The following is a 20,407-nucleotide window of genomic DNA, read 5'->3' on the forward strand; positions in this document are numbered from 1 at the left end:
GAGACAGCCTTATTTATGCTTTAGAATTTGATCAAGCTTATTTTTTTGATCATTGCTTAATGGTTGTTGGGCATTTTTAACTGGCTTTCGACGAAGAATAATAACGACGACTATCACACCAATAAATAATAGCCCTGCAGGGCCGTACCATAAAAGATAAGTTAAGCTAGAGACCCTAGGGCGATATAAAACAAACTCACCGTAGCGTGACACCATAAAATCAACAATTTCCATATCGGCCTTACCTTGTTGAAGCATGTCATAAACTTCACGGCGAAGATCTGCGGCAATAGGTGAATTAGAATCAGCCAAATTTTGATTCTGACATTTAGGGCAACGTAATTCTTTATTAAGGGCATTAAAACGAATTTCGGTGACCTTATCTTTAAAGACATAAGTATCAACCGGGCTGGCTAGAACAAATGAACTCAGCAAGGTAACAGTCGTTAAAAATACAGCAACTAACAATTTATTGAACATCATTACTGGCTTCCTTTGATCGTTGACGAAGCTAAAAATTCTGCTTCTATTTGAGTGATAAGTGGCTCAAATTCGTTTTGCCAAACTTGTGGAGTTAATGGACCCGCATAACGTTTGCGAATAATATTACTGTGGTCCACCACAAAAGTTTCTGGTGCTGCGTATACACCTAAATTAACACTTAATTTTCCCTCTTCGTCAAAGGCCGAGAATTGATAAGGATTACCTAACTCGGTTAACCATTTTGCCGCATCAACACGTTGATCATCATAATTTAAACCATAAATAGTAAAACGATTTGTTTTAGACAATTCGTTCAAGTATTCGTGCTCATAACGACACGATGGACACCAAGTTCCCCAAACATTCACCAGTTTTATACCCGGTTTAAAGTCAGCTGTCGTAACAGTTCGATCAGCGTTTAATACCGAGTGTAAACTGAACTCAGGGAATTTTTTGCCAATCAACGCAGAAGGTAGTTCAGTCGGATTAAGCGATAAACCGCGAAATAAAATAGCCCCTAAAGCAATAAACAATATCAGTGGAATTAAACGAATTAACTTACCCATTACGCATTTCCCTGATTATTTGTTGCTAGTTCATCAGCGCTAGCTGTGTTTATTGACTTTTTATTGGTGGTCTTACTGACTTTTTTACGACGGTAGCGCTTGTCTAATATCGCTAAAAACCCACCAAACGACATAAATATTGCACCCAACCATATCCAACGAACAAAGGGTTTGTAATGAACACGAACCGCCCAAGCATTTCCTTCTAAGGGATCACCTAATGCCACATAAATATCACGGAATAAACCTGGGTCAATACCCGCTTCAGTCATTCCCATGGTCTGTACTAAGTATGTGCGACGTTCAGGTTTCAAAAGCGTAACAAAATCACCATTATTGTACACTTCTATCTGACCTTGTTCGGCACTGTAGTTAGCACCTTTTACTTGCTTAATACCTTTAAAAGCGATTTCATAATCGGTATCAGAAATTTGAACTTTTTCATTAATGTGCATTTTTACGTTAGTTTCACTTTCATAAACAGAGACTATCGTTACACCAACGATAGTGATCGCTATCCCCATGTGAGCACAGGTCATGCCCCACTGGCTTAATGTCAGCTTAGAAAATTTCCCTTTGTCATTACCCGAGTTTATTTGATTCGTTAATTCTTTAAGAACGACCAGAAAAACCCAACAGGCTAAACCTATACCCATACTAACCAAGGGCACAAATTCACCACCGTATAAAAATGGGAAAGCAAGACCAACAATAACGCTGATCACTAGTGGACTCATCATTTGTTTGCGCAATTCACCTTGCTTAGCTTTTTTCCAGCGAATTAACGGACCAATTCCCATGACAACAAAAAGCAAACTCATGATCGGCACAAACACCGCATTGAAATACGGAGGCCCAACAGAAATTTTTCCTAAGCCCATAGAATCAACCAACAACGGATATAAGGTGCCCAATAAAACAGTAACCGTTGCCACAACTAAGATAATGTTACAAATAAGCAGTGCCGTTTCACGAGAATACAAGGCAAAACGACTAAACGTTTGTACTGTACTTGCTCTAAAGGCATAAAGTGTTAATGAACCACCGACCGCAATCGCCAGTAATAATAAAATAAATAAACCACGACCAGGATCTGCGGCAAATGAATGTACAGAAGTGATAACACCTGAACGTACTAAGAAAGTACCCAATAGGCTTAAACTAAAGGCAAATATTGCTAATAACACGGTCCAATTCCTGAACGTACCACGTTTTTCAGTCACGGCTAATGAATGAATAAGTGCTGTACCAACCAACCATGGCATAAAGGAAGCATTTTCTACGGGATCCCAAAACCACCATCCGCCCCAGCCAAGTTCGTAGTAAGCCCACCAACTACCTAAAGCGATACCTAAAGTTAAAAATATCCATGCGGCAACAGTCCAAGGTCTTGCCCATCGAGCCCAAGCAGCATCTAACTTGCCGCACATTAACGCAGCAACAGCAAAAGCAAAAGCAACAGAGAAACCGACGTAACCTAAATAAAGCATCGGCGGGTGAATAATTAAGCCAATGTCTTGCAGTAATGGGTTTAAATCGCGACCTTCTGTGGGGACCATTGGCCATAAGCGTTCAAAGGGGTTAGAAGTTAATAGCGTAAACAGCATAAAGCCAACGGCTACCATACCCAAGACAGCTAATACCCTAGCAATAAAGGCTTCGTCGATGCCTTTACTGAATTTAGCAACAGCGGCAGTCCAAGCGGTTAGTGAGAAAACCCACAATAACAGCGAACCTTCATGCCCCCCCCATACTGCACTTATTTTAAAATAATAAGGTAAATGAGAATTTGAATGACCTGCAATATATTTGACCGAAAAATCGTCAACGACAAAGCTCCAACCGAGAATAATAAGACTAATGGCTGTAAAGGCAAACATGCCAAAGGTTAAGGGTTTAGCATAGCCGACTAATCGCTCTTGATGACTTGCCAATCCTACTAATGGAATAATACTTAAACATATTGCAAAAGCTAAACCAATTATAAGGGCGAAATGTCCTAACTCAGGGAGCATTACTTCAGGGATCATTACTTTCTCCGATTCAGCGTATTTACTGAATACAAAAATTATCAATTAAAGACACCATTAATATGGCGTTTTAGTGAGTTTGTTGTTCAATTAACGGTAAATAGCAAGTTAAAGAAAAACAATTCAAACTAAAAATTTTGGTAATTCTAGCACTATATGGTGAGTAATTTCATTAATGTAATACGAAAATAAATGATTAATTTTCTCATTGCTAGGGCTAGCCTTTACCGACCGATATAGTATGATAATACTCAACTTGGTATTACGATCTAAATCAACTCTTTATGTAGCAAAATACGTTAATATTTGTTCCATAAATTTGGTATTTAAATTATTCAAAAAGTGATTCTTTTGGCAAACTCTCAAAATATTCAACCACCGAACGAACGAACGAATAAGCAAGTATTGCTCTGTGCTAACGAATTAACGTGTATTCGTGAAGATAGAATATTATTTGAAGCACTTAATTTTTCAGTATCTAGCGGTGATATTATACAGGTGGAAGGCCCAAATGGATCAGGTAAAACTAGCTTATTACGTATTTTAGCGGGTTTATCTCAACCCTATGACGGTAGCGTGTTATTCCAACAAGAAAATATTGTTGACCATGGAGATGCCTTTCATCAAAACTTACTCTATTTAGGACATTTACCGGGTGTAAAAGGTGAAATGACCGCTCAAGAGAACCTAGTATTTAATCTTGCCTTGCATGGCAATGACATTTCAACAGCAGAAGAAACGTTAGAAAAAGTAAACTTGTTAGGTTTTGAAGATGCCCTTGCTTCACATTTAAGTGCCGGGCAGCATCGCCGTATTGCACTTGCACGTTTATGGCAAAGTACCGCGCCTATTTGGATATTAGACGAACCTTTCACCGCCATCGATAAGCGTGGTGTCAATACATTAGAGCAATTGTTTCTCGCACATGCTCAGCGTGGTGGCTGTGTTATATTGACCACACACCAAGACTTATCATATCCTGAAGATAAGGTGAAAAAAATCACTTTAGATTACCGATTTTATTAGAGATAATAACATGACAACCGTTCATAATTTATCATATACGTCCGCTTTTAGCTTAATCATCAAAAGAGATCTTACAATTGCTTTTCGTCATCGCGACGATATTATTAATCCACTGTTATTTTTTATCATTGTCGTGACTTTATTCCCACTTGGTATTGGTCCTGAGTCGACAACTTTAGCGCGTATTGCACCTGGTATTATTTGGGTTGCGGCTTTACTTGCGACATTATTATCACTCGACCGCTTATTTAAATCTGATCACGAAGATGGTTCTTTAGAACAAATGATGCTGAGTCCTCATCCCATATTTATATTAGTACTGGCTAAAATTATTGCGCATTGGTTGGTTACTGGCTTACCCCTTATTTTTATTGCACCGTTACTTGCCGTATTATTACATTTAAATGAAAATAGCTATGGGGCATTAATGCTAACGTTATTACTCGGCACCCCTGTGCTCAGTTTATTAGGTGCTATTGGTGTTGCATTAACTGTCGGTATTAAAAAAGGTGGGGTCTTACTCAGTTTATTAGTCTTACCGCTTTATATTCCAATATTGATTTTTGCGACTAGTGCCATAGATACTGCGGCAATGAACTTACCTTACAGCGGACAACTTGCTATAATTGCCGCATTGTTTTTTGGCTCCTTAACCTTAGCCCCCTTTGCTGTTAGTGCAGCATTAAAAGTGAGTACTAACTAATGTGGAAATGGCTACATCCTTATGCAAATCCTGAAGTGTCGTATCGCTTTGTCGGTAAACTATTACCTTGGATTGCAAAGATTACGATCACTTTACTCACTATTGGCATTATCTGGGCGTTAGTTTTTGCGCCAGCTGATTATCAACAAGGTGACAGTTTTAGAATTTTTTATATCCATGTGCCAACAGCTATATTATCAATGAGTATATATTTAGCTATGGCATCAGCGGCTTTTTGTAGTTTAGTCTGGCAGTTCAGGCTGGCTGATGCATCGGCGGCAGCCATGGCACCCGTGGGAGCTGTTATTACCGCTATAGCATTATTTACCGGCGCCGCTTGGGGTAAACCTATGTGGGGAACTTGGTGGATATGGGATGCGCGCTTAACGTCTGAATTAGTGCTACTTTTTCTCTATTTAGGTGTTATTGCTTTACACAATGCCTTTGAGGATAAAAACCTTGCAGGTAAAGCCGCAGGCATTCTATCACTCGTTGGCGTTGTCAATATTCCTATTATTAAGTATTCTGTCGAATGGTGGAATACCCTTCATCAAGGAGCAACCGTAAGTAAAATGAGTGCTCCCTCAATGAGTATGGATATGTTCTGGCCATTTGTTATCTGCTTTTTAGGTATCGCCATGTTGGTAACATTTGTTATTTCTATCCGTTTTCGTACCGAAATATTAGCACGTAATAGTATGCGTCCTTGGGTACGTGAATTGATCACCGCAGAGGGCATTAAATAATGCAGTTTGATAGTATTTCAGCCTTTTTTGATATGGGCGGTTATGCTTTTTTTGTTTGGTTATCTTATGGCGTTAGTGCTTTTTTATTAGCCGCGTTAATTTATAGCAGTCTTAGCAACCATAAAAAGGTTAAACAAAAAATAGCACTTCGTTTACAGCGCGAAAAGAAGTTACGCAAAGCGGCTCAACAAAATTCAGCGCAAGCAGAGCAAACTGATAGCAAGACCGCAGTTTTAAAAAATTTACCCAAAAACTCTAATAAGGTTGTTTCATGAATCCACGTCGTAAGAAACGTTTAACCATCGTTATATCTATTTTAGTCGGCCTAAGTGTCGTTGCTGGATTTGTGCTTTATGCATTAAGTCAAAATATAGATCTTTTCTATAAACCCTCTGAAATATATCAGGGTAAAGATGATACCGGCATAAAACCTATTGAAGGCCAACGTCTTCGCATTGGTGGTTTAGTGGTACCTGGAAGTGTTAAGCGTGACCCATCAAGTTTAGACGTGACTTTTGAACTTGTAGATATGAGAATGCCAATAGTTTTTAATGATTCTGACCCTGTCATTAAAGTACATTATGACGGCATACTGCCTGATTTATTTCGTGAAGGCCAAGGTATAGTCGCAAATGGTATGTTAGTTAATGGCAATTTTATTGAAGCCTCTGAAGTATTAGCTAAACATGACGAGAACTACATACCGAAAGAATTAGCTGATGACATGGGTGAAAAGCATCAAAAACCCAGTTACAGTAAAGAACAGTTAGAAAAGAAAACCTACTAGTAAAAAACAAAAACGCTACACCAAGATAAATATTATATTTGTCTTGGTGTAGCGTTTTTTATTGTAAAATTTAAACGATTAATCGTTTAATTAAGCAACATCATAAGCCGAAATAATACGATCACCGATTTTATTAAGAATGTTAATCTCACCTTCACAAACAGCAATAATCGACTTACCTTTCTTAAAGCTTTCAGGAATAACCACACGCCCTTCTGCAGATTGTAAAAATGATTCAATCTTATGTAAAAGTTCTAGAGAGTCATCACTGTAATAAATCAAGGTTACTATCTTTTCTTGGTAGATTTGCATTATTCACTCTTATTATTGTTGAGTTATAAATTTATCAAGTTAAAGTCACTTATAAACTTTATTGTTCAGCAATGGCTAAAAATAAAAAATCAGTAAACCTTGTATCCAAACAAAGTAACACAGCAAAAAACACAAAGCTAATTATACAATTAAATCAATAAGTTAAGTTAACACTAAGTTAACTCGGAGTTATCTTTAAGCAATTGTTGTATCTTGCTGTAAATTTTAAGTAAAAAAAAACCCTAAGTATAAAACCCAGGGTCGATCAAATTAGATCGTTTAACGCATCCTCAACTAGTGAGATCGGATATCCATGTGGATAAATTTTTTAAAATATTTAGAAACTGTCCAGAGAATCTATATTATTTCCAACTTTTCATTTTATGGCCCTTAAGCGCATAAAATAGAATAAATAAATAACAAGGTAACATCACAATATAACCCCCTTGTTGACCGAGTGATGAACCGCTTGCCAAGCCCCAAAATAGTGGACCAAATGCCCCTCCTGAAATACCCATAACTAATAATGCCGAGCCCACGCTGGTTAATTTCCCCATTCCAGAGAGTGCTAATGGGAAAACAGCAGGCCAAACAATCGCATTAGCTAAACCAAGCAATGCAATAAGCATCAAGGTATCAGGTAGTTCTGCCCCTCCAAAAGGAACAAGAATTATATTAGCGATAGCGTATGAATTATTGTCACCAAAGACCACACCTAAACTTAACACCAACCCCAGCAGGGCTGAAACAGTTAAGGCTTTTTGTTGAGAAATAAAACGAGGAATTAAAAAGATACCTAATATGTAACCTACCACCATACATATCATAGTGTATGAGGTCATTATGCTGTAATTTTCAACGCCTAGAGACAAGGCAAACGTACCTATTGTGTCGCCGGCTATTACTTCAACCGCAACGTAGAAAAAGATAGTTAATACACCTAATGCTAGATTGGGGTGAGATAATGCTTCTTTAATATGTCCTTTGCTATTTGCTCCTTCTTCCTCATCTTCACTGGGTAATTCTGGAAGTGATGATTTTTTAACAGCAAAACCGAGTAAACCAATGAAAATCGCCATACCTAAATAAGGAAGTACCAACGAGTTAGCCATCTCATCAATACTGGCTTGGGTTAGTACTTCGGTTGAATGACCTTCAAAGCCACTCAAAATTAAGGCGGTAAAGACTAAAGGCGCAATAACACCGGCACCTTTGTTTAAAATTCCCATAACACTAATACGTGCTGCAGCAGATTCTTCAGGTCCTAAACGGACAACATAAGGATTAACAGCTGTTTGTAATAAAGTAATACCCGAGCCCATCACTAACTGAGCAAACAAAAACAAAGCAAAAATTTGGGTTTGAGCAGCAGGAATAAATAATAAGCCAGCTACCATCATGGTGGCCATTCCCAAGGCCATACCATTTTTATAGCCTACTTTACGAATAATCGTCGCCGACGGCAGTGCAGTAAAAGTAACGGCAATGTAAAAAGAGAATAATATTAGTGATGCTTGAAATGGTGTCAGCTGGAGTATTTGTTTAAGGTAGGGCATTAATGACCCATTAAGCCATGTCGCAAAGCCTAGTATAAAAAAGAGTACCGCGACAATTGCCATAGGCAGTGCATTACTTTTTGGTTTATCACTTGTTATTATCTGTTCCATATATTCCTCAATATTTATCTTGTTATTATTGTTTTATGATAGGTTAAGTTAGTTAGTTTCTATAAATAGCTTGCCCAGAGATCCATGTCGATTTCACGGTAAAATTATCGTTAAGCTCAACAAAGTCAGCTTGACTACCTATTGTTAAACTGCCACGAATATCACTTTGCTTAATATAATTGGCTGGGTATTTTGAGGCCATTCTAAGCGCTTCATCTAAAGGTAACCTCAGGCCTAAATGAGTATTAGCTACTGCTTGCGCCATATTCAGCACCGACCCTGCCAACTCCCCTGTTGTTGACGTTAACTTGCCATTTTTAAGCCGCACTTTTTTACCAACTAAAGCAAACTCAACATCGCTTGTACCTACCGGTGGCATTGCATCGGTTACTAAGAAAACCCTTCCTGCAGGTTTAGTTTTCAGCGCTAATTTACAGCTCTCGTAATTAACATGATGACCATCAACAATTAAGCCACAACTTGCTTGATCATTGAGCAAAGCACAACCCGTTACACCCGGCTCTCTGCCCTGTATTGCCGACATAGCATTATACAAATGAGTAAATCCGTCAGCACCCGCTTCTAACGCTTTTTGTGCGGTGTTAAAATCAGCATTGGTGTGGCCTAAGCACACCTTAATACCCAACGAAACCATGCGAGCAATGTCATCAACATTTACCGTTTCAGGGGCAAGTGTCACCAGTATTTGCCCGATATCTTTACGTTCAAGCACTTGCCATTCTTGTGGTGAAATGGCGCGAATGTGCTCTTCGATATGTGCCCCTTTTTTAGCAACAGATAAATGTGGGCCTTCAAAGTGAATACCAATAATACCTGGTGTTTTTTCTGCCATTGCTTCTGCCATTGCTTCTGCGGCCTGTTGCATCACTGATATTTTATCGGTTATAAGGGTAGGTAACATCGCTGTAGTACCAAACTTGGCATGAGCGGCCATGATAGTTTTAATGTTTTTTAATGATGGTGAGTCGTTAAATAGTGCACCTCCACCTCCGTTGACCTGTAGATCAATAAAGCCTGGGACCACTAAACCATCAAGCACATCATCAACGTCAGAGATATTATTATCAAATGCTGTGATTTTTCCATCGGTGATCGTTAACACTTGATGGTCAATAAAATTTTGCCCATTAAATAATTTTTTAACGTAAAGACGAAATATAGTCATAGCAATGCTTGTTCCTTAAATTCTATCAATTAATTGGCTAGGTTTTACTGTAAAGCAAGTTGTTGTTTAGCGTAAATTACTGAACCAACTTCTGGTGGATGCTTTGGCTCGATCAGTTGTCGTTTAATATCTTTATCTAACCAAGGCTTTATTCTTGGTGTTAAGCCACCAATTAATGCAATGGCAGGGGGATTTTTCTTTAATAACTGCCTGGCCACATGGCTAATATATTCAGCGCCTTGTGCAACAATATCTAACGCAATTTTGTCACCTTCTTCTGCAGAATCAAAAACCAAATTAGCCATACGGGCATAAAAAGCGGCTGGCTTACCAGCAATCACTTCGACTAATTCAACATCATCTTTGACATTTAATAACGCTAATACTTTGTCATTAATGGATGAATGAGGAATTAATCCATCGAGTGATAACAAAGATTGTTTTGCTGCCTGTAACCCAAACCATGCACCGCTACCTTTATCCCCATGAGGAAAACCATGAGCGCCAACAATATAAGGATGGCCATCAACATATGAAAAGCCACATGAACCAGTCCCCGTTATCATCACTGCACCGTCTTTACCATCGTGAGCTCCAAGACAAGCAATAAGTAAATCAGTGGCAAGATACATCTTTTTAAACGGATGCTGCCAGTTTGACATTTGCTCAAATAAAACCGGTAAATTCACCCCAGCAAGACCAACACCGGCAATTATATTACCGAGCTCACTTTCATCAATTCCGGCATTTTTAAGTGCTAATTTAGCCGACTCAGCAATTGAATTTATAGCTTGTTCATAACCGTGCAACGGGTTAGCAGGCCCCGCAATGCCAGTACCTAATATTTTATTATCATTCGACATTAGGATAGCTTTGCATTTGCTGCCACCGCCATCTATGCCTAAGAATATTTCGTTGTTGCCGCTGCTGCTCAGCATGTTGACCTCATGTCTCTATATTTATTATTTTAATCACAATGCTTAATAAACAGCCAGTGTCTAAAATGTAATCTGATTTTATCTTAACGACAAATGACAGCGTTGTCATTTGTTTTTTTAATAAAAATGCTTTTTTTATTTTTCTATTACAAAATAAATAATGAATAGTCTGATTAAGCGGGCTTTATTAACTAGCCCGCCAAGAGCGTAAACCATAAATTAGTGGTTATTAATCGTTACTGCCCGACCTTTACGTTGTCCATCAAAGCTAATGCTGCGAACGTTTACTGTGCCCTCGATAGCTACTGGCCCTTGGTAACGAGTCCAATTGCCCGCCGATACTTGATACTCAATAGCGATACCAGGAAAAGCAATATTGGCATAAAGTTTCCCTTCTTTTACGATGGCACCTACGGTAGGTAATCGATAAAAAATGTTATCATTTTCTAATTTAATTAAGGCTTTTTGACCGATAGTATTCGCAAATAATTGCCACTGTTGATCGCGCAGGGCTTTTTTCTCTGCAGTAAAAAATTTAGTTGCCTGACTGTATTTAGCCCCCTGATAATTATAAGGAACTGCCCAATCAGCTAAGTGCCATGCACGCTCGGCTAAAGCAAACAGTCGTGGAAATAATTTATATTGCGCCGTATGGTCAGTACGAGTATTTTCACTCCATAACTGCCCTTGGATACCGAGGAAACGATTACCTAACTTCATCGGGGTTTGGCTATCATCGGCTTGATAAGGATTGTCTTGACGGTCCAACCAAAACTCCGCATGAATAGGTAAATTGTCGGGTATGAATTGAAAGACTTTTTCGGTGTTAGTGTGGCGAGAGGCCCAATAATAACCATGTTCTTTGGGATCAGCTTCATAAGGGAAATCAAAATAAAGTACATCAGGTGATGACAGCACAACTTGCCAATCTCTATTGACTAATTGATGGGTTTTGTTATGACCTCCCCACGCTAACGTATCCCAAGCGTTCGACTGAACAATAGCCGGCATATTCTCTTTGCGGGTATGCTCCATACCATCGCTCCAACCTGCGGTTTCTATGTCTAATGCTGATAAAATACCAGCAACACGCTCAATAAAATAAGCACCAAGTTCACTCATTTTTTTAACACCTTTATCGTTATTGGCAATAAAGTCTTTACAGGCTTGAGACTCTATCCAAGCGCCCGCAGTTTCATCTGCGCCAATGTGATAACGCGTTAACGGTTGACCACCATCAGCATGAATTTTCTTAACTTGAGTCATCACTTCAGTCACAAAATCGTAAGAAGACTCTAAACAAACGTTGATGGTATTATCATTGTAAAATTGCACGGATGAATAGACCGTTGGGTCATTAGCATCATGGAGGATAAACTGTTTTGCTTTGTCATCTTGCTCAGCTATGGCGTATTTCTTGGTACGCGCTGCCATCGCTTTAATTGCAGCACGTGAATGCCCTGGCATATCTAAAGAGGGGATCACTTGAATATGGCGAGCCGTTGCTGCTTGTAATATCTCTTGATAGTCAGCCACAGAATAATAGCCATTGACTTCACTTTTAGGGTCAATACCCGCGCCCAGTTGTGGTAATAAACAATTTTTATCGTTTAAATCAAAACAGCGCCTGCTACTCACTTCGGTTAACTCGGGGAGCGAGGGGATTTCTAATCGCCAGCCTTCATCATCACCTAAGTGTAAATGTAGCTTATTAAGTTTATAAGCTGCCATTTGATCAAGCAGGGTTAAAATAAACGTCTTATCGTGAAAGTTACGCGCAACATCAATTAACAAACCGCGAAACTCATAATGAGGTTCATCATTAACCGTTAACACAGGTACTTGCGTTGAACCTAAGGTGATTAAGCTTGATAGTGATTGCAAGCCATTAAAAACACCAGCGCCGTCAACACCTGTGATCTTAATATCTGTTGTGGTGATGTCTAATTGGTAACTGCCAATCATTTTGCTGTTGTCTTCAAGCAGCCTTAACGTGACAGGCTTGCCTTGAGTATTATTAGCAATACCTAAGGTGTCTAAGCGAGTAATGGCTACGATAACATCATCTTTGTCGACATTGCCATAATCAAGATGAATACCAGAAGTAAGACTAAGCTGAGCATTATTCTTACTATAAATAACCGACTTCGGCGTAGGTATAATCACCTTGCTCACATCGAGCTTTTGCTCACCTAATTGAGTATTTCTTTGATATAAACTTGCCGCATCAAGCCACTGAGTAGAATCTTGGGCGGTGCGTTTAAACTGCTTTTCAACATCAGTGAACGGCACCACATAAGGGAGTACTTCTAATCCTGTTTCACTGTTTGAATATGGCTTGGTACTGGCTATAACGCGTGGCTGTAAATTATTTGAACTGACAATATAGTTAGGTAAAGCATCTGTTTCAGACAACGACCAAAACATAGCTCTAAACAATAAGGTTTTGGTTTCACCTGCAGTAAAGCCTTTAAACTTATCATTCAACAATATTTTATGTAAATCGCCATTAATATGAACAACAAAAAATTCATCACTTTCAAAGGATTGAATAGGCGCAATTTGGCTAAAGTGAATATGCCAATCATTACTAGTTATAGATTGAGTCGCGGTGAAACTTAGCTCAACTTCAAAGCAATTACCGTCGGCGATATTTATATCACACTTATCACTGGGTATATTGGTCAATACTTTATACTTAACATTGAGCGTTTCAGCAATCTTGTCAATATCAGTTTGAGTCGCTTTAACTAAGCGTTTAAGTAATACATCTTGCTGGGTCTTGTCATTGGTCGTAGCGGAATGAGTTGGTGATTTTTCACAGCCGAATAAATTTATGCTCGTTACCAAAAATAAGACAATGAGTTGTCTGTTCATGTTTTTCTTACTCACAAGTTTAGGTTAATCAATAGAATGCCAAAACTTCTTCGGGGTTCAGGCTCCATTGTAATTAGTCGATATTGATGTTTAGTTTTCGCTAAGGCTAATTAACTTCGCGATCCGCTGGGTAGAAAACAAACAACTATATATCGCAGCAAGAAACCCTTTGTCTTTTAATTCTTGGTAGTCTGAATCATTTAAATCTTTAAAGGCTTCTTCATCGATGGAATATAACCCCGTTACCGTGAACTCTTTAGCGTTAATAGGTTTAATCGTTAATGATTGAGAAGAGAGTAAACTTTTATCTACCATTGTATTGATAAAAAGTTGCGTTGCATTAAGCTGTGAATTAGCTCGAGCAAGATTTTCTGTGACTTGTACTAAATACTTTGTTTGCTCACCCGTATCAGTAAACAATGCTTCGCCATCGCTCTCTGATACCGTTTGACTGTCTAAATCAATACCCACAACAAAATTATTAGGTTGTTCAACAGACGACGATAATACAAAAGGGAAGTTAGTCAAATGCTGAGGAACATATAAAGCATTCCAGCCCTCTTTTTTATGAAACAAATTTTCCTGCGGCTTTAAGCCAAGTAACGCAACTAAGTGGAAACGTCCTGTTTCTGCATCCTTAATAAAAACAATAGGATATTCCGCCTGAACTTGCGGCAATTCAAAAACGGAAATAGGGGTAACATGGCTATTAGCACTATGTGCATAACTAGGGTCTACTTTTACTTTCAGTGCTTGATGCTGACTTTTATTGAGTGGCGATAAGTTAGCCATGTATTTCTCCAGTAATATTTATTTTATATTTTTATATTTTTATATTTTTTGAAAACCAAAAGCCCTTACCTTATTCAGTAAGTCTCTATTGGTTGGCAGATTATTTTGTAGCTGTTGTTTTAATTTAGCATTTTTCTTTAAAATGCTTTCAAGCATACGATGTTCATTAAACGTTGAAGCGTTATATTCTAATGCTTGTACGTAGCCCATGCCGTGCAAAACATATTGGTAGCTGTCTTGAATAAAAGGTTCAAAGGTATTTTGAAAATCATATTTACTCACCGGACGATGTTTCCAATTATCGAGTTGTTCTAATAAACTTTCTGGTACGGAATTTAGAGACTTATTTTCTAACCAAAAACTTTCTTGTCGTTGAGATAAAAAATAATGTAACTTAATAAAGTCTATCGTCCTTTTCCAACGGTAGTGAAATGAGTCATTAAATGTTTTTTCAACTGCAGGTAATTGTCGCTTATTACGAGGAAATAATTCACACAGCATATTGGCTGAAGCCTCAATAAGAAAAATAGCTGAAGCCTCTAAGGGCTCAACAAAAGCGGCAGACATGCCTACTGCCACACAGTTTTTTTCCCAAAATTTGTTTCTATACCCTGATGAGATTTTTAACCTTCGCGCTGACAGTTGTTCTGCTTGTGGACCAATATAATCACGTAATGTTTGCTCTGCTTGATCATGACTGACAAAATCAGAACAATAAACATAGCCAGTACCACGCCTATTTGACAACCCTATGTCCCATGTCCAACCCGCAGAATGTGCTGTTGAAATAGTAGAACTACTTATAGCATCCTCTTCATTTTGATAAGGTACTTGTATCGCTATCGCATTATCGGTAAATAAAACGTCATTAATTGGCGTAAACCCGACCCCTAAAGCTTCACCTAACAATAAGCAGCGCCCCCCCGTACAATCTACGAAAAAATCACCTTCAATACGCCCTAACTCTTTTGTCTCAATAGAGGATATTTCACCTAAAGCATTCAAATTTGCGGATAATACATTTGCCGCTAAATGCTTAACACCGAAACGTTCGCAGCTTATCTTTTTTAAAAAATCAGCAAATTTGCCTGCATCTAAATGATAAGCATAATTTAATAAACCATCGTAACCTCTATTAGCTATTGTTTTTGGTGCTAAACCACCTTCACAAATAAGCGCCTGAGGGCTAACAAAATTAGCGTAATCTATTTGCTGATCTGACAAAGACCAATAAGGACTGAGATTAAATTCATCTGCATGGGCAACAGAACTAAACAAGTGATAATAAACAGAGTCTTGACCATTTTTAGCAGGCGTTCGCCAATTAACAAATTTTGTTGCCTGCTTAAAAGAGGCATTACAATAATTAATAAAGTCATGTTCTTCGATATCTAAATCAGCCAATGTTTTTCGCATGGTTGGCCACGTACCTTCACCGACGCCCACGGTTGGAATATCAGGTGATTCAATAAGAGTAACCTGCACTGCATCTGACTTATTCGAGCCAAGATGCTTTGCAAGTTTAGCCGCTGTTAGCCAGCCAGCAGTGCCTCCCCCAACAATAACAACTTGATTAATCATTCCATCATCCATTCAATAACACCTTTATACTTTGTTAAATCCAAATTCTTTTACTTTTTCAATGAGATCGCGTTGTTTGGGTAATTGATTTTTCAATAATTCACTTTGTCGATCAACATTAGAAAATAATTTTTCAGCTTTTTTAACATCTGGATAAGCCGAAAGATTGCCTGATAAATCTGTTTGATAATGCATGCCATACAATACATACAAATAACTGTCTAAGTTAAAGGGTTCCCATGCATGGTCAAAGTCGAACTTTGTCGGTGGTTGATTTTTCCAGAATTCGAGTCTTTGTTTTAACTTATTTGGTATTGTGGTTGGCTCACAATTATCAATCCAATATTGCGAATCTCTGCGCGCTGAAATGCAATAATGTAACTTAATAAATTCAACCGTTCGTTCCATACGAATTTTAAAGTTTTGATTAAACTGTTGCTCCGCATAAAGCATTTGCTTTTTGTCACGAGGAAATTGCGCTGCAATCATGGTAGCTGCCGCATCAAACAAATAAATAGCGGAGGCTTCTAGTGGTTCAACAAAACCTGCAGACATGCCAATGGCAACACTATTTTTATGCCAAAATTTCTGGTGGTAGCCGAGCTTTATTGGAATTTTTCGAATAACCAGATCGTCGGTATAATCTTCGCCAATATAGTCGATGAGCTGTTGTTTAGCTTTTTCATCACTAATATATTTGCTACTAAAAACATGACCTACGCCGCGCCTTTCTTGTAGGCCAATATCCCAAATCCATCCAGCTTCTTGTGCTGTCGATAAGGTGTGTGTTTTGATTGGTTGCTTTTTATCTGCATAAGGAACTTGAACAGCAAAAGCCGTATCATTAAAAAGAACATCGCTAATATCATGCCATTCAATATTATAAGTTTGCTTAATAATAAGCCCTTTAGAGCCACTACAATCGATAAAAAAATCTGCGGATATTTGCTTTTCTTCACAATGATCTGTTTCAACATGTGTGATAAAGTCATTTTCATCCAAGACGATGTTCGTCACATTAGCACTAACAAATTTCACCCCTAAATTATCAATACAATGTTTTTTTAAAAAGTTAGAAAATTTATTGGCATTTAAATGGTATGCGTATTCTTGAGCAGCACTGTATTCGGGCATAACGATTTGCTTAGGCGCTAAACCTTGGTCACAAATTCTTGCCTGAGAAGCTACTGCTTGGTCATAAGGTAATCTAGTCGTTTTATTTTTTAACAACCAATAGGGAGCTAAATTAAAGTCATAAGAAGAGTGACTTACCGTGCCAAGTGGATGGTAATAACTTGATTTTTCATTCTGTTTAGGTGTTGTAGCCCAATTTATAAATTCAGCTCCTTGCTTGAAGGTTGCATCACACTCACGAATAAAGTCAGTTTCACTCACGCCTATTTTATGTAATGTAGCTCTTAAATTAGGCCATGTCCCCTCTCCAACACCAATAATAGGAATATCTGGTGATTCAACGACAGTGACCTTTATGCCATTTTCTGCTTTGCAATTTAAGCTTTTAGCCAAAATAGCAGCACTTAACCAACCAGCGGTTCCGCCGCCAATAATTAAAATATCATTATTAACTGTAGTCATTGTGAAAGCTCATCATGTAATGAAGGGTTGAAAGGAGTTCATGTATAAAATTGAGGCTCAATAGATATTTAGGAAAAATATATACTAAGCCTAGAATAACGATGAAAGGAAGTAAAACCTATCCTCTCATCGAAACAAATTACCCGTTATAAGCGGTAAGATACTTTTAAGAATACGTTGCGACCATTATCTGCCGCTAAACGCATAGCGGTGAAACCCTCACCAAATCGTTGAGTAGTCGTTTCTTCGAATAAGTTAGAACCTTCAACACTTACATCTAAGTTTTCAGTGGCATGCCAAGTAACATTCGCGTCAAAAAAACCATGGGCATCCCACGCAGTGTTACCACCGATACCGGTAGACGGAGCGATAAATTCGTCACGGTAGGTGTAAGCAACTCGAGCTGAAATAAGGTCAGTTTCATAGTAGGCACTTAAGTTATAACTAAGTTTAGACATCCCTGGTAATGGTCTTTCAACAATACCCCCGCCATCAGCGCCTAAATTCTGTAAACCAAAGCCTTCAGTATAAGTAATGTTAGCTGACCAGCCAAACTCACCCATTTGCTGTTGGTATTGACCTTCTATACCTTGAAGTTCACCACCTAAACCTTGACCGGGTTCACGTAGAATATAATCTACCCCATTGACATCAACAGTAGACTCGTTAGCACCGTTAATAATAAAAGAACGAATATCTTTAGAGAACAAGGTTGCTGATAATAAAGATTCTTCGTTAAAGTACCATTCTAAACCAATGTCATATTGGTTGGCACGATATGGGTCAAGCGCAATACTACCACGAGCAATGCTTCGAGTAGTCTCGTTAACGCTAGCCGCTGGATTTAAGAACGAATAATTAGGACGACTCATTACTTTAGCAGCAGACAAACGTAATATGACATCTTCATGAAGATTTAGTGCTAAGTTAAAACTAGGTAACCAATCTGAGTAATCACTGTCTTCTGTAACGATTGTAGCGGTATCTACATAACCGTAATAATCAGCAGAGGTATCAGTAGCCACATAGCGTAAACCGAAATTACCGCGATAATTATCGCCACTAAAATCAGCTTGTCCGTATAAAGCAAAAATATCTTCTTTAATAACACCGTAACTGTTTGTGTTTAATGATGAACCCGTTTTGTGAGCATCATAATGCGCTCTTAATTGTGCACCATCTGCACGCGCAATGTTTGTTGGAGTACCCGAAAGTAACCCTGCACCAGAGTGATTAAAATGACCATCCGCAAATGTGGCTTTAGTGATACCTGTAGTCAAGCTATCATCAAACGTCCATGCATCTGAGTAACTTGTAAATTGATGATCTCGTAACTTAACACCGGTTTTAAAGTTAGAAATTGGGCCCCACTCAACGTTAAAATCAACATCAAACTGTGCGAAAGTCTCTTCGTCTTTACGATAGCCAGCAGTAACAGCACCACTACTTAAAATGTATTCAGAATGGTTACTTGGATCTGTACCATTAGGAGAAAGCAACATCGCATTATCGCCGCTCATATCGAAATCAATAGAGGTATTACTGTTACTTGAAACCCAACCAGCATTGTAGTTACCACCGTCACCACCTGTTGCTTCAGTAGAACCAACTTTGGCATTGATTGAATAGGTATCAGCCGTATAATCAACTTCAAATGCGATGACTTCGGTATCCATTTCAGCATTACGGGTATTCTGATCATCAAGTGGTGCACCAGAATAGTTACCATTTAGCGCAAAACCATTAGTCGGAGAGAATTTAGTCGCTCCAGTAACTTGGTCATTAAAGCCGGTTGGATCTGTACCCGCAATAATTAAATAGTTTTGGTTACTGTTAGCAGAATCAAGATCAACTTGAAAGTAATGCACATTCATTGATAAATCTTCAGAGGGTGAATACTGAACAGTTAGATCAACCGCATCACGTTCACGAGTTTGCGCGAATTCTGAAATACCTGCACCCGCCCAACCATCATCCATATAGTTTTCTGCTTTGTGCGCACGCCCAACAGTTTCTAGCGTAGATAAACTCGCTAAAACACCGAAGTTTTCTTGATCGTTTTTCCAGCTATACATGCCCGTTAAGCCTTGACCATTTTCGTCAGAAAGGCTGTTATCTTGGTATTCAGCAGATAAAAACAAGGTGTTAGAGTCTAGTTCTAAAGGCTTACGAGTGCGCACAACGACAGTACCACCAACACCACCTTCATCAAGGCTTGCTGTTGGCGATTTATAAACATCAACACCAGCGACAAGTTCTGGTGGTAATAAATCCATATCAAAAGAACGCTTTGCTGCTGCTTGTGAAAACCATCCTGTTGAAGCAACATAGTTACCATTCATACTGATTTGGGTTAATTCTGAGTTAGTACCGCGGATAGAAACATCACCACCTTCACCAGCAAAACTTCTGGCAATCGTTACGCCAGGTATTCTTTGTAGTGACTCTGCAATGTTTCTATCGGGAAATTTACCAATATCTTCTGCAGAAATTGAATCAACAACCGCGTTAGAAAATCTCTTTTGATTTAATGCTTGTTTCAAAGAACCACGAATACCGCGAACTTCAATTACTTCAGTTTCTTGCTCGGCAGCTTTAACTTCTTCAGCAGCCATTGCGAATGGTGTAGCACCGCCCGCTAGCACTAGAGCGATTGAACTCGCTAACATGCCTTTTTTAAATTTTTGAATTGACATCGACTTTCCCTTACACACGTTTTTTTTAAATATAATAGTTATGTTTTTATAACCCTATCAAAGACAGCGCTGTCTTTTTAATTCATGACAGCGTTGTCATAGGTCGGGTAAAACATTACACAATAAATGACCATCTGGCTACACTTGATTACGATTTAATCAGCACCTTTAATGCAATGAACTGTAAACAATAGAGTTTTATTTTAGTTTTTTTGTAAACACCCTGTATTATTTTCGTACACACAAGCAATTATTATACGTTTTTAGCACTGCTTTATTCATTTAAAGTAACGTTTAATGAATAAAGAATTACTTTAGTGAATACTATAATTTAATGTCATTAATGAAGTCTAAAAAGGTAATTTTATTAATTTTCATTGTTTCAAAAATAGAAACGCTGACAATTTATCAGCGTTTTAAA

General features: G+C 38.4%; 17 protein-coding genes. 5 read left to right on the forward strand and 12 right to left on the reverse strand.

The annotated features are described in order from the left end of the window. Positions 1-9: 9 nt before the first annotated feature. From H4J69_RS12755 to H4J69_RS12765, 3 genes are read right to left on the reverse strand one after another with little or no spacing between them, the layout of a single operon-like run. Complete coding sequence (locus H4J69_RS12755; protein ID WP_404842434.1) at positions 10-483, reverse strand: cytochrome c-type biogenesis protein CcmH; 474 nt, start codon at positions 481-483, stop codon at positions 10-12. Beyond that, entirely contained in the window at positions 483-1,049 is a 567-nt protein-coding gene (locus H4J69_RS12760; protein WP_182218284.1) for a DsbE family thiol:disulfide interchange protein, read from the reverse strand. Before H4J69_RS12760 ends, H4J69_RS12755 begins: the two co-directional genes overlap by 1 nt. Continuing rightward, on the reverse strand, positions 1,049-3,064 hold the full coding sequence (locus H4J69_RS12765; RefSeq protein WP_182218292.1) for a heme lyase CcmF/NrfE family subunit: 2,016 nt from the start codon (positions 3,062-3,064) through the stop codon (positions 1,049-1,051). The genes H4J69_RS12760 and H4J69_RS12765 overlap by 1 nt, the downstream gene beginning before the upstream one ends. 366 nt (positions 3,065-3,430) lie before the next feature. On the opposite strand from H4J69_RS12765, the gene ccmA reads away from it, so the two are divergent. From ccmA to ccmE, 5 genes are read left to right on the forward strand one after another with little or no spacing between them, the layout of a single operon-like run. Further along, the gene (ccmA, locus tag H4J69_RS12770; RefSeq protein WP_404842433.1) at positions 3,431-4,105 is read left to right on the forward strand and encodes a cytochrome c biogenesis heme-transporting ATPase CcmA; all 675 of its coding nucleotides are present in this window, start codon (positions 3,431-3,433) and stop codon (positions 4,103-4,105) included. 10 nt (positions 4,106-4,115) lie between these two features. Further along, complete coding sequence (gene ccmB / locus H4J69_RS12775; protein ID WP_070375829.1) at positions 4,116-4,808, forward strand: heme exporter protein CcmB; 693 nt, start codon at positions 4,116-4,118, stop codon at positions 4,806-4,808. After that, entirely contained in the window at positions 4,808-5,554 is a 747-nt protein-coding gene (locus H4J69_RS12780) for a heme ABC transporter permease (protein WP_070375828.1), read from the forward strand. The genes ccmB and H4J69_RS12780 overlap by 1 nt, the downstream gene beginning before the upstream one ends. Beyond that, positions 5,554-5,829 carry a heme exporter protein CcmD gene (gene ccmD / locus H4J69_RS12785; RefSeq protein WP_182218286.1) on the forward strand — a complete coding sequence of 92 codons (276 nt, stop codon included), beginning with the start codon at positions 5,554-5,556 and terminating at the stop codon, positions 5,827-5,829. The genes H4J69_RS12780 and ccmD overlap by 1 nt, the downstream gene beginning before the upstream one ends. Then, positions 5,826-6,341, forward strand: a complete 516-nt coding sequence (gene ccmE / locus H4J69_RS12790; protein WP_182244580.1) for a cytochrome c maturation protein CcmE — start codon at positions 5,826-5,828, stop codon at positions 6,339-6,341. The genes ccmD and ccmE overlap by 4 nt, the downstream gene beginning before the upstream one ends. 90 nt (positions 6,342-6,431) lie before the next feature. Here the strand turns inward: ccmE and H4J69_RS12795 are convergent, their stop codons facing one another. From H4J69_RS12795 to H4J69_RS12835, 9 genes are all read right to left on the reverse strand, one after another. Next, positions 6,432-6,653 carry a TIGR02922 family protein gene (locus H4J69_RS12795; protein ID WP_070375825.1) on the reverse strand — a complete coding sequence of 74 codons (222 nt, stop codon included), beginning with the start codon at positions 6,651-6,653 and terminating at the stop codon, positions 6,432-6,434. Positions 6,654-7,015: 362 nt separating this feature from the next. Beyond that, a complete protein-coding gene (gene nagP, locus H4J69_RS12800) occupies positions 7,016-8,308 on the reverse strand; it encodes an N-acetylglucosamine MFS transporter NagP (RefSeq protein WP_070377171.1) in 1,293 nt (430 codons plus the stop codon). Positions 8,309-8,372: 64 nt separating this feature from the next. Continuing rightward, positions 8,373-9,506 (reverse strand): N-acetylglucosamine-6-phosphate deacetylase, encoded by a 1,134-nt coding sequence (nagA, locus tag H4J69_RS12805; RefSeq protein ID WP_182244581.1) that lies wholly within the window; start codon positions 9,504-9,506, stop codon positions 8,373-8,375. A gap of 44 nt (positions 9,507-9,550) precedes the next feature. Beyond that, complete coding sequence (nagK, locus tag H4J69_RS12810; protein ID WP_182244582.1) at positions 9,551-10,444, reverse strand: N-acetylglucosamine kinase; 894 nt, start codon at positions 10,442-10,444, stop codon at positions 9,551-9,553. 219 nt (positions 10,445-10,663) lie between these two features. After that, on the reverse strand, positions 10,664-13,321 hold the full coding sequence (locus tag H4J69_RS12815; RefSeq protein WP_182213610.1) for a family 20 glycosylhydrolase: 2,658 nt from the start codon (positions 13,319-13,321) through the stop codon (positions 10,664-10,666). A gap of 90 nt (positions 13,322-13,411) precedes the next feature. Then, complete coding sequence (locus tag H4J69_RS12820; protein WP_182213612.1) at positions 13,412-14,113, reverse strand: SapC family protein; 702 nt, start codon at positions 14,111-14,113, stop codon at positions 13,412-13,414. A 39-nt stretch (positions 14,114-14,152) separates the two neighbouring features. Next, positions 14,153-15,706, reverse strand: coding sequence for a tryptophan halogenase family protein (locus H4J69_RS12825; protein ID WP_083278020.1), 1,554 nt, complete (start codon positions 15,704-15,706; stop codon positions 14,153-14,155). A 12-nt stretch (positions 15,707-15,718) separates the two neighbouring features. Next, on the reverse strand, positions 15,719-17,290 hold the full coding sequence (locus tag H4J69_RS12830) for a tryptophan halogenase family protein (RefSeq protein ID WP_070375820.1): 1,572 nt from the start codon (positions 17,288-17,290) through the stop codon (positions 15,719-15,721). 146 nt (positions 17,291-17,436) lie between these two features. Beyond that, complete coding sequence (locus H4J69_RS12835) at positions 17,437-19,986, reverse strand: TonB-dependent receptor (RefSeq protein ID WP_182213613.1); 2,550 nt, start codon at positions 19,984-19,986, stop codon at positions 17,437-17,439. Positions 19,987-20,407: the final 421 nt, after the last annotated feature.

Source organism: Colwellia sp. BRX10-9 (assembly GCF_014077405.1).
GTDB lineage: Bacteria > Pseudomonadota > Gammaproteobacteria > Enterobacterales > Alteromonadaceae > Colwellia_A.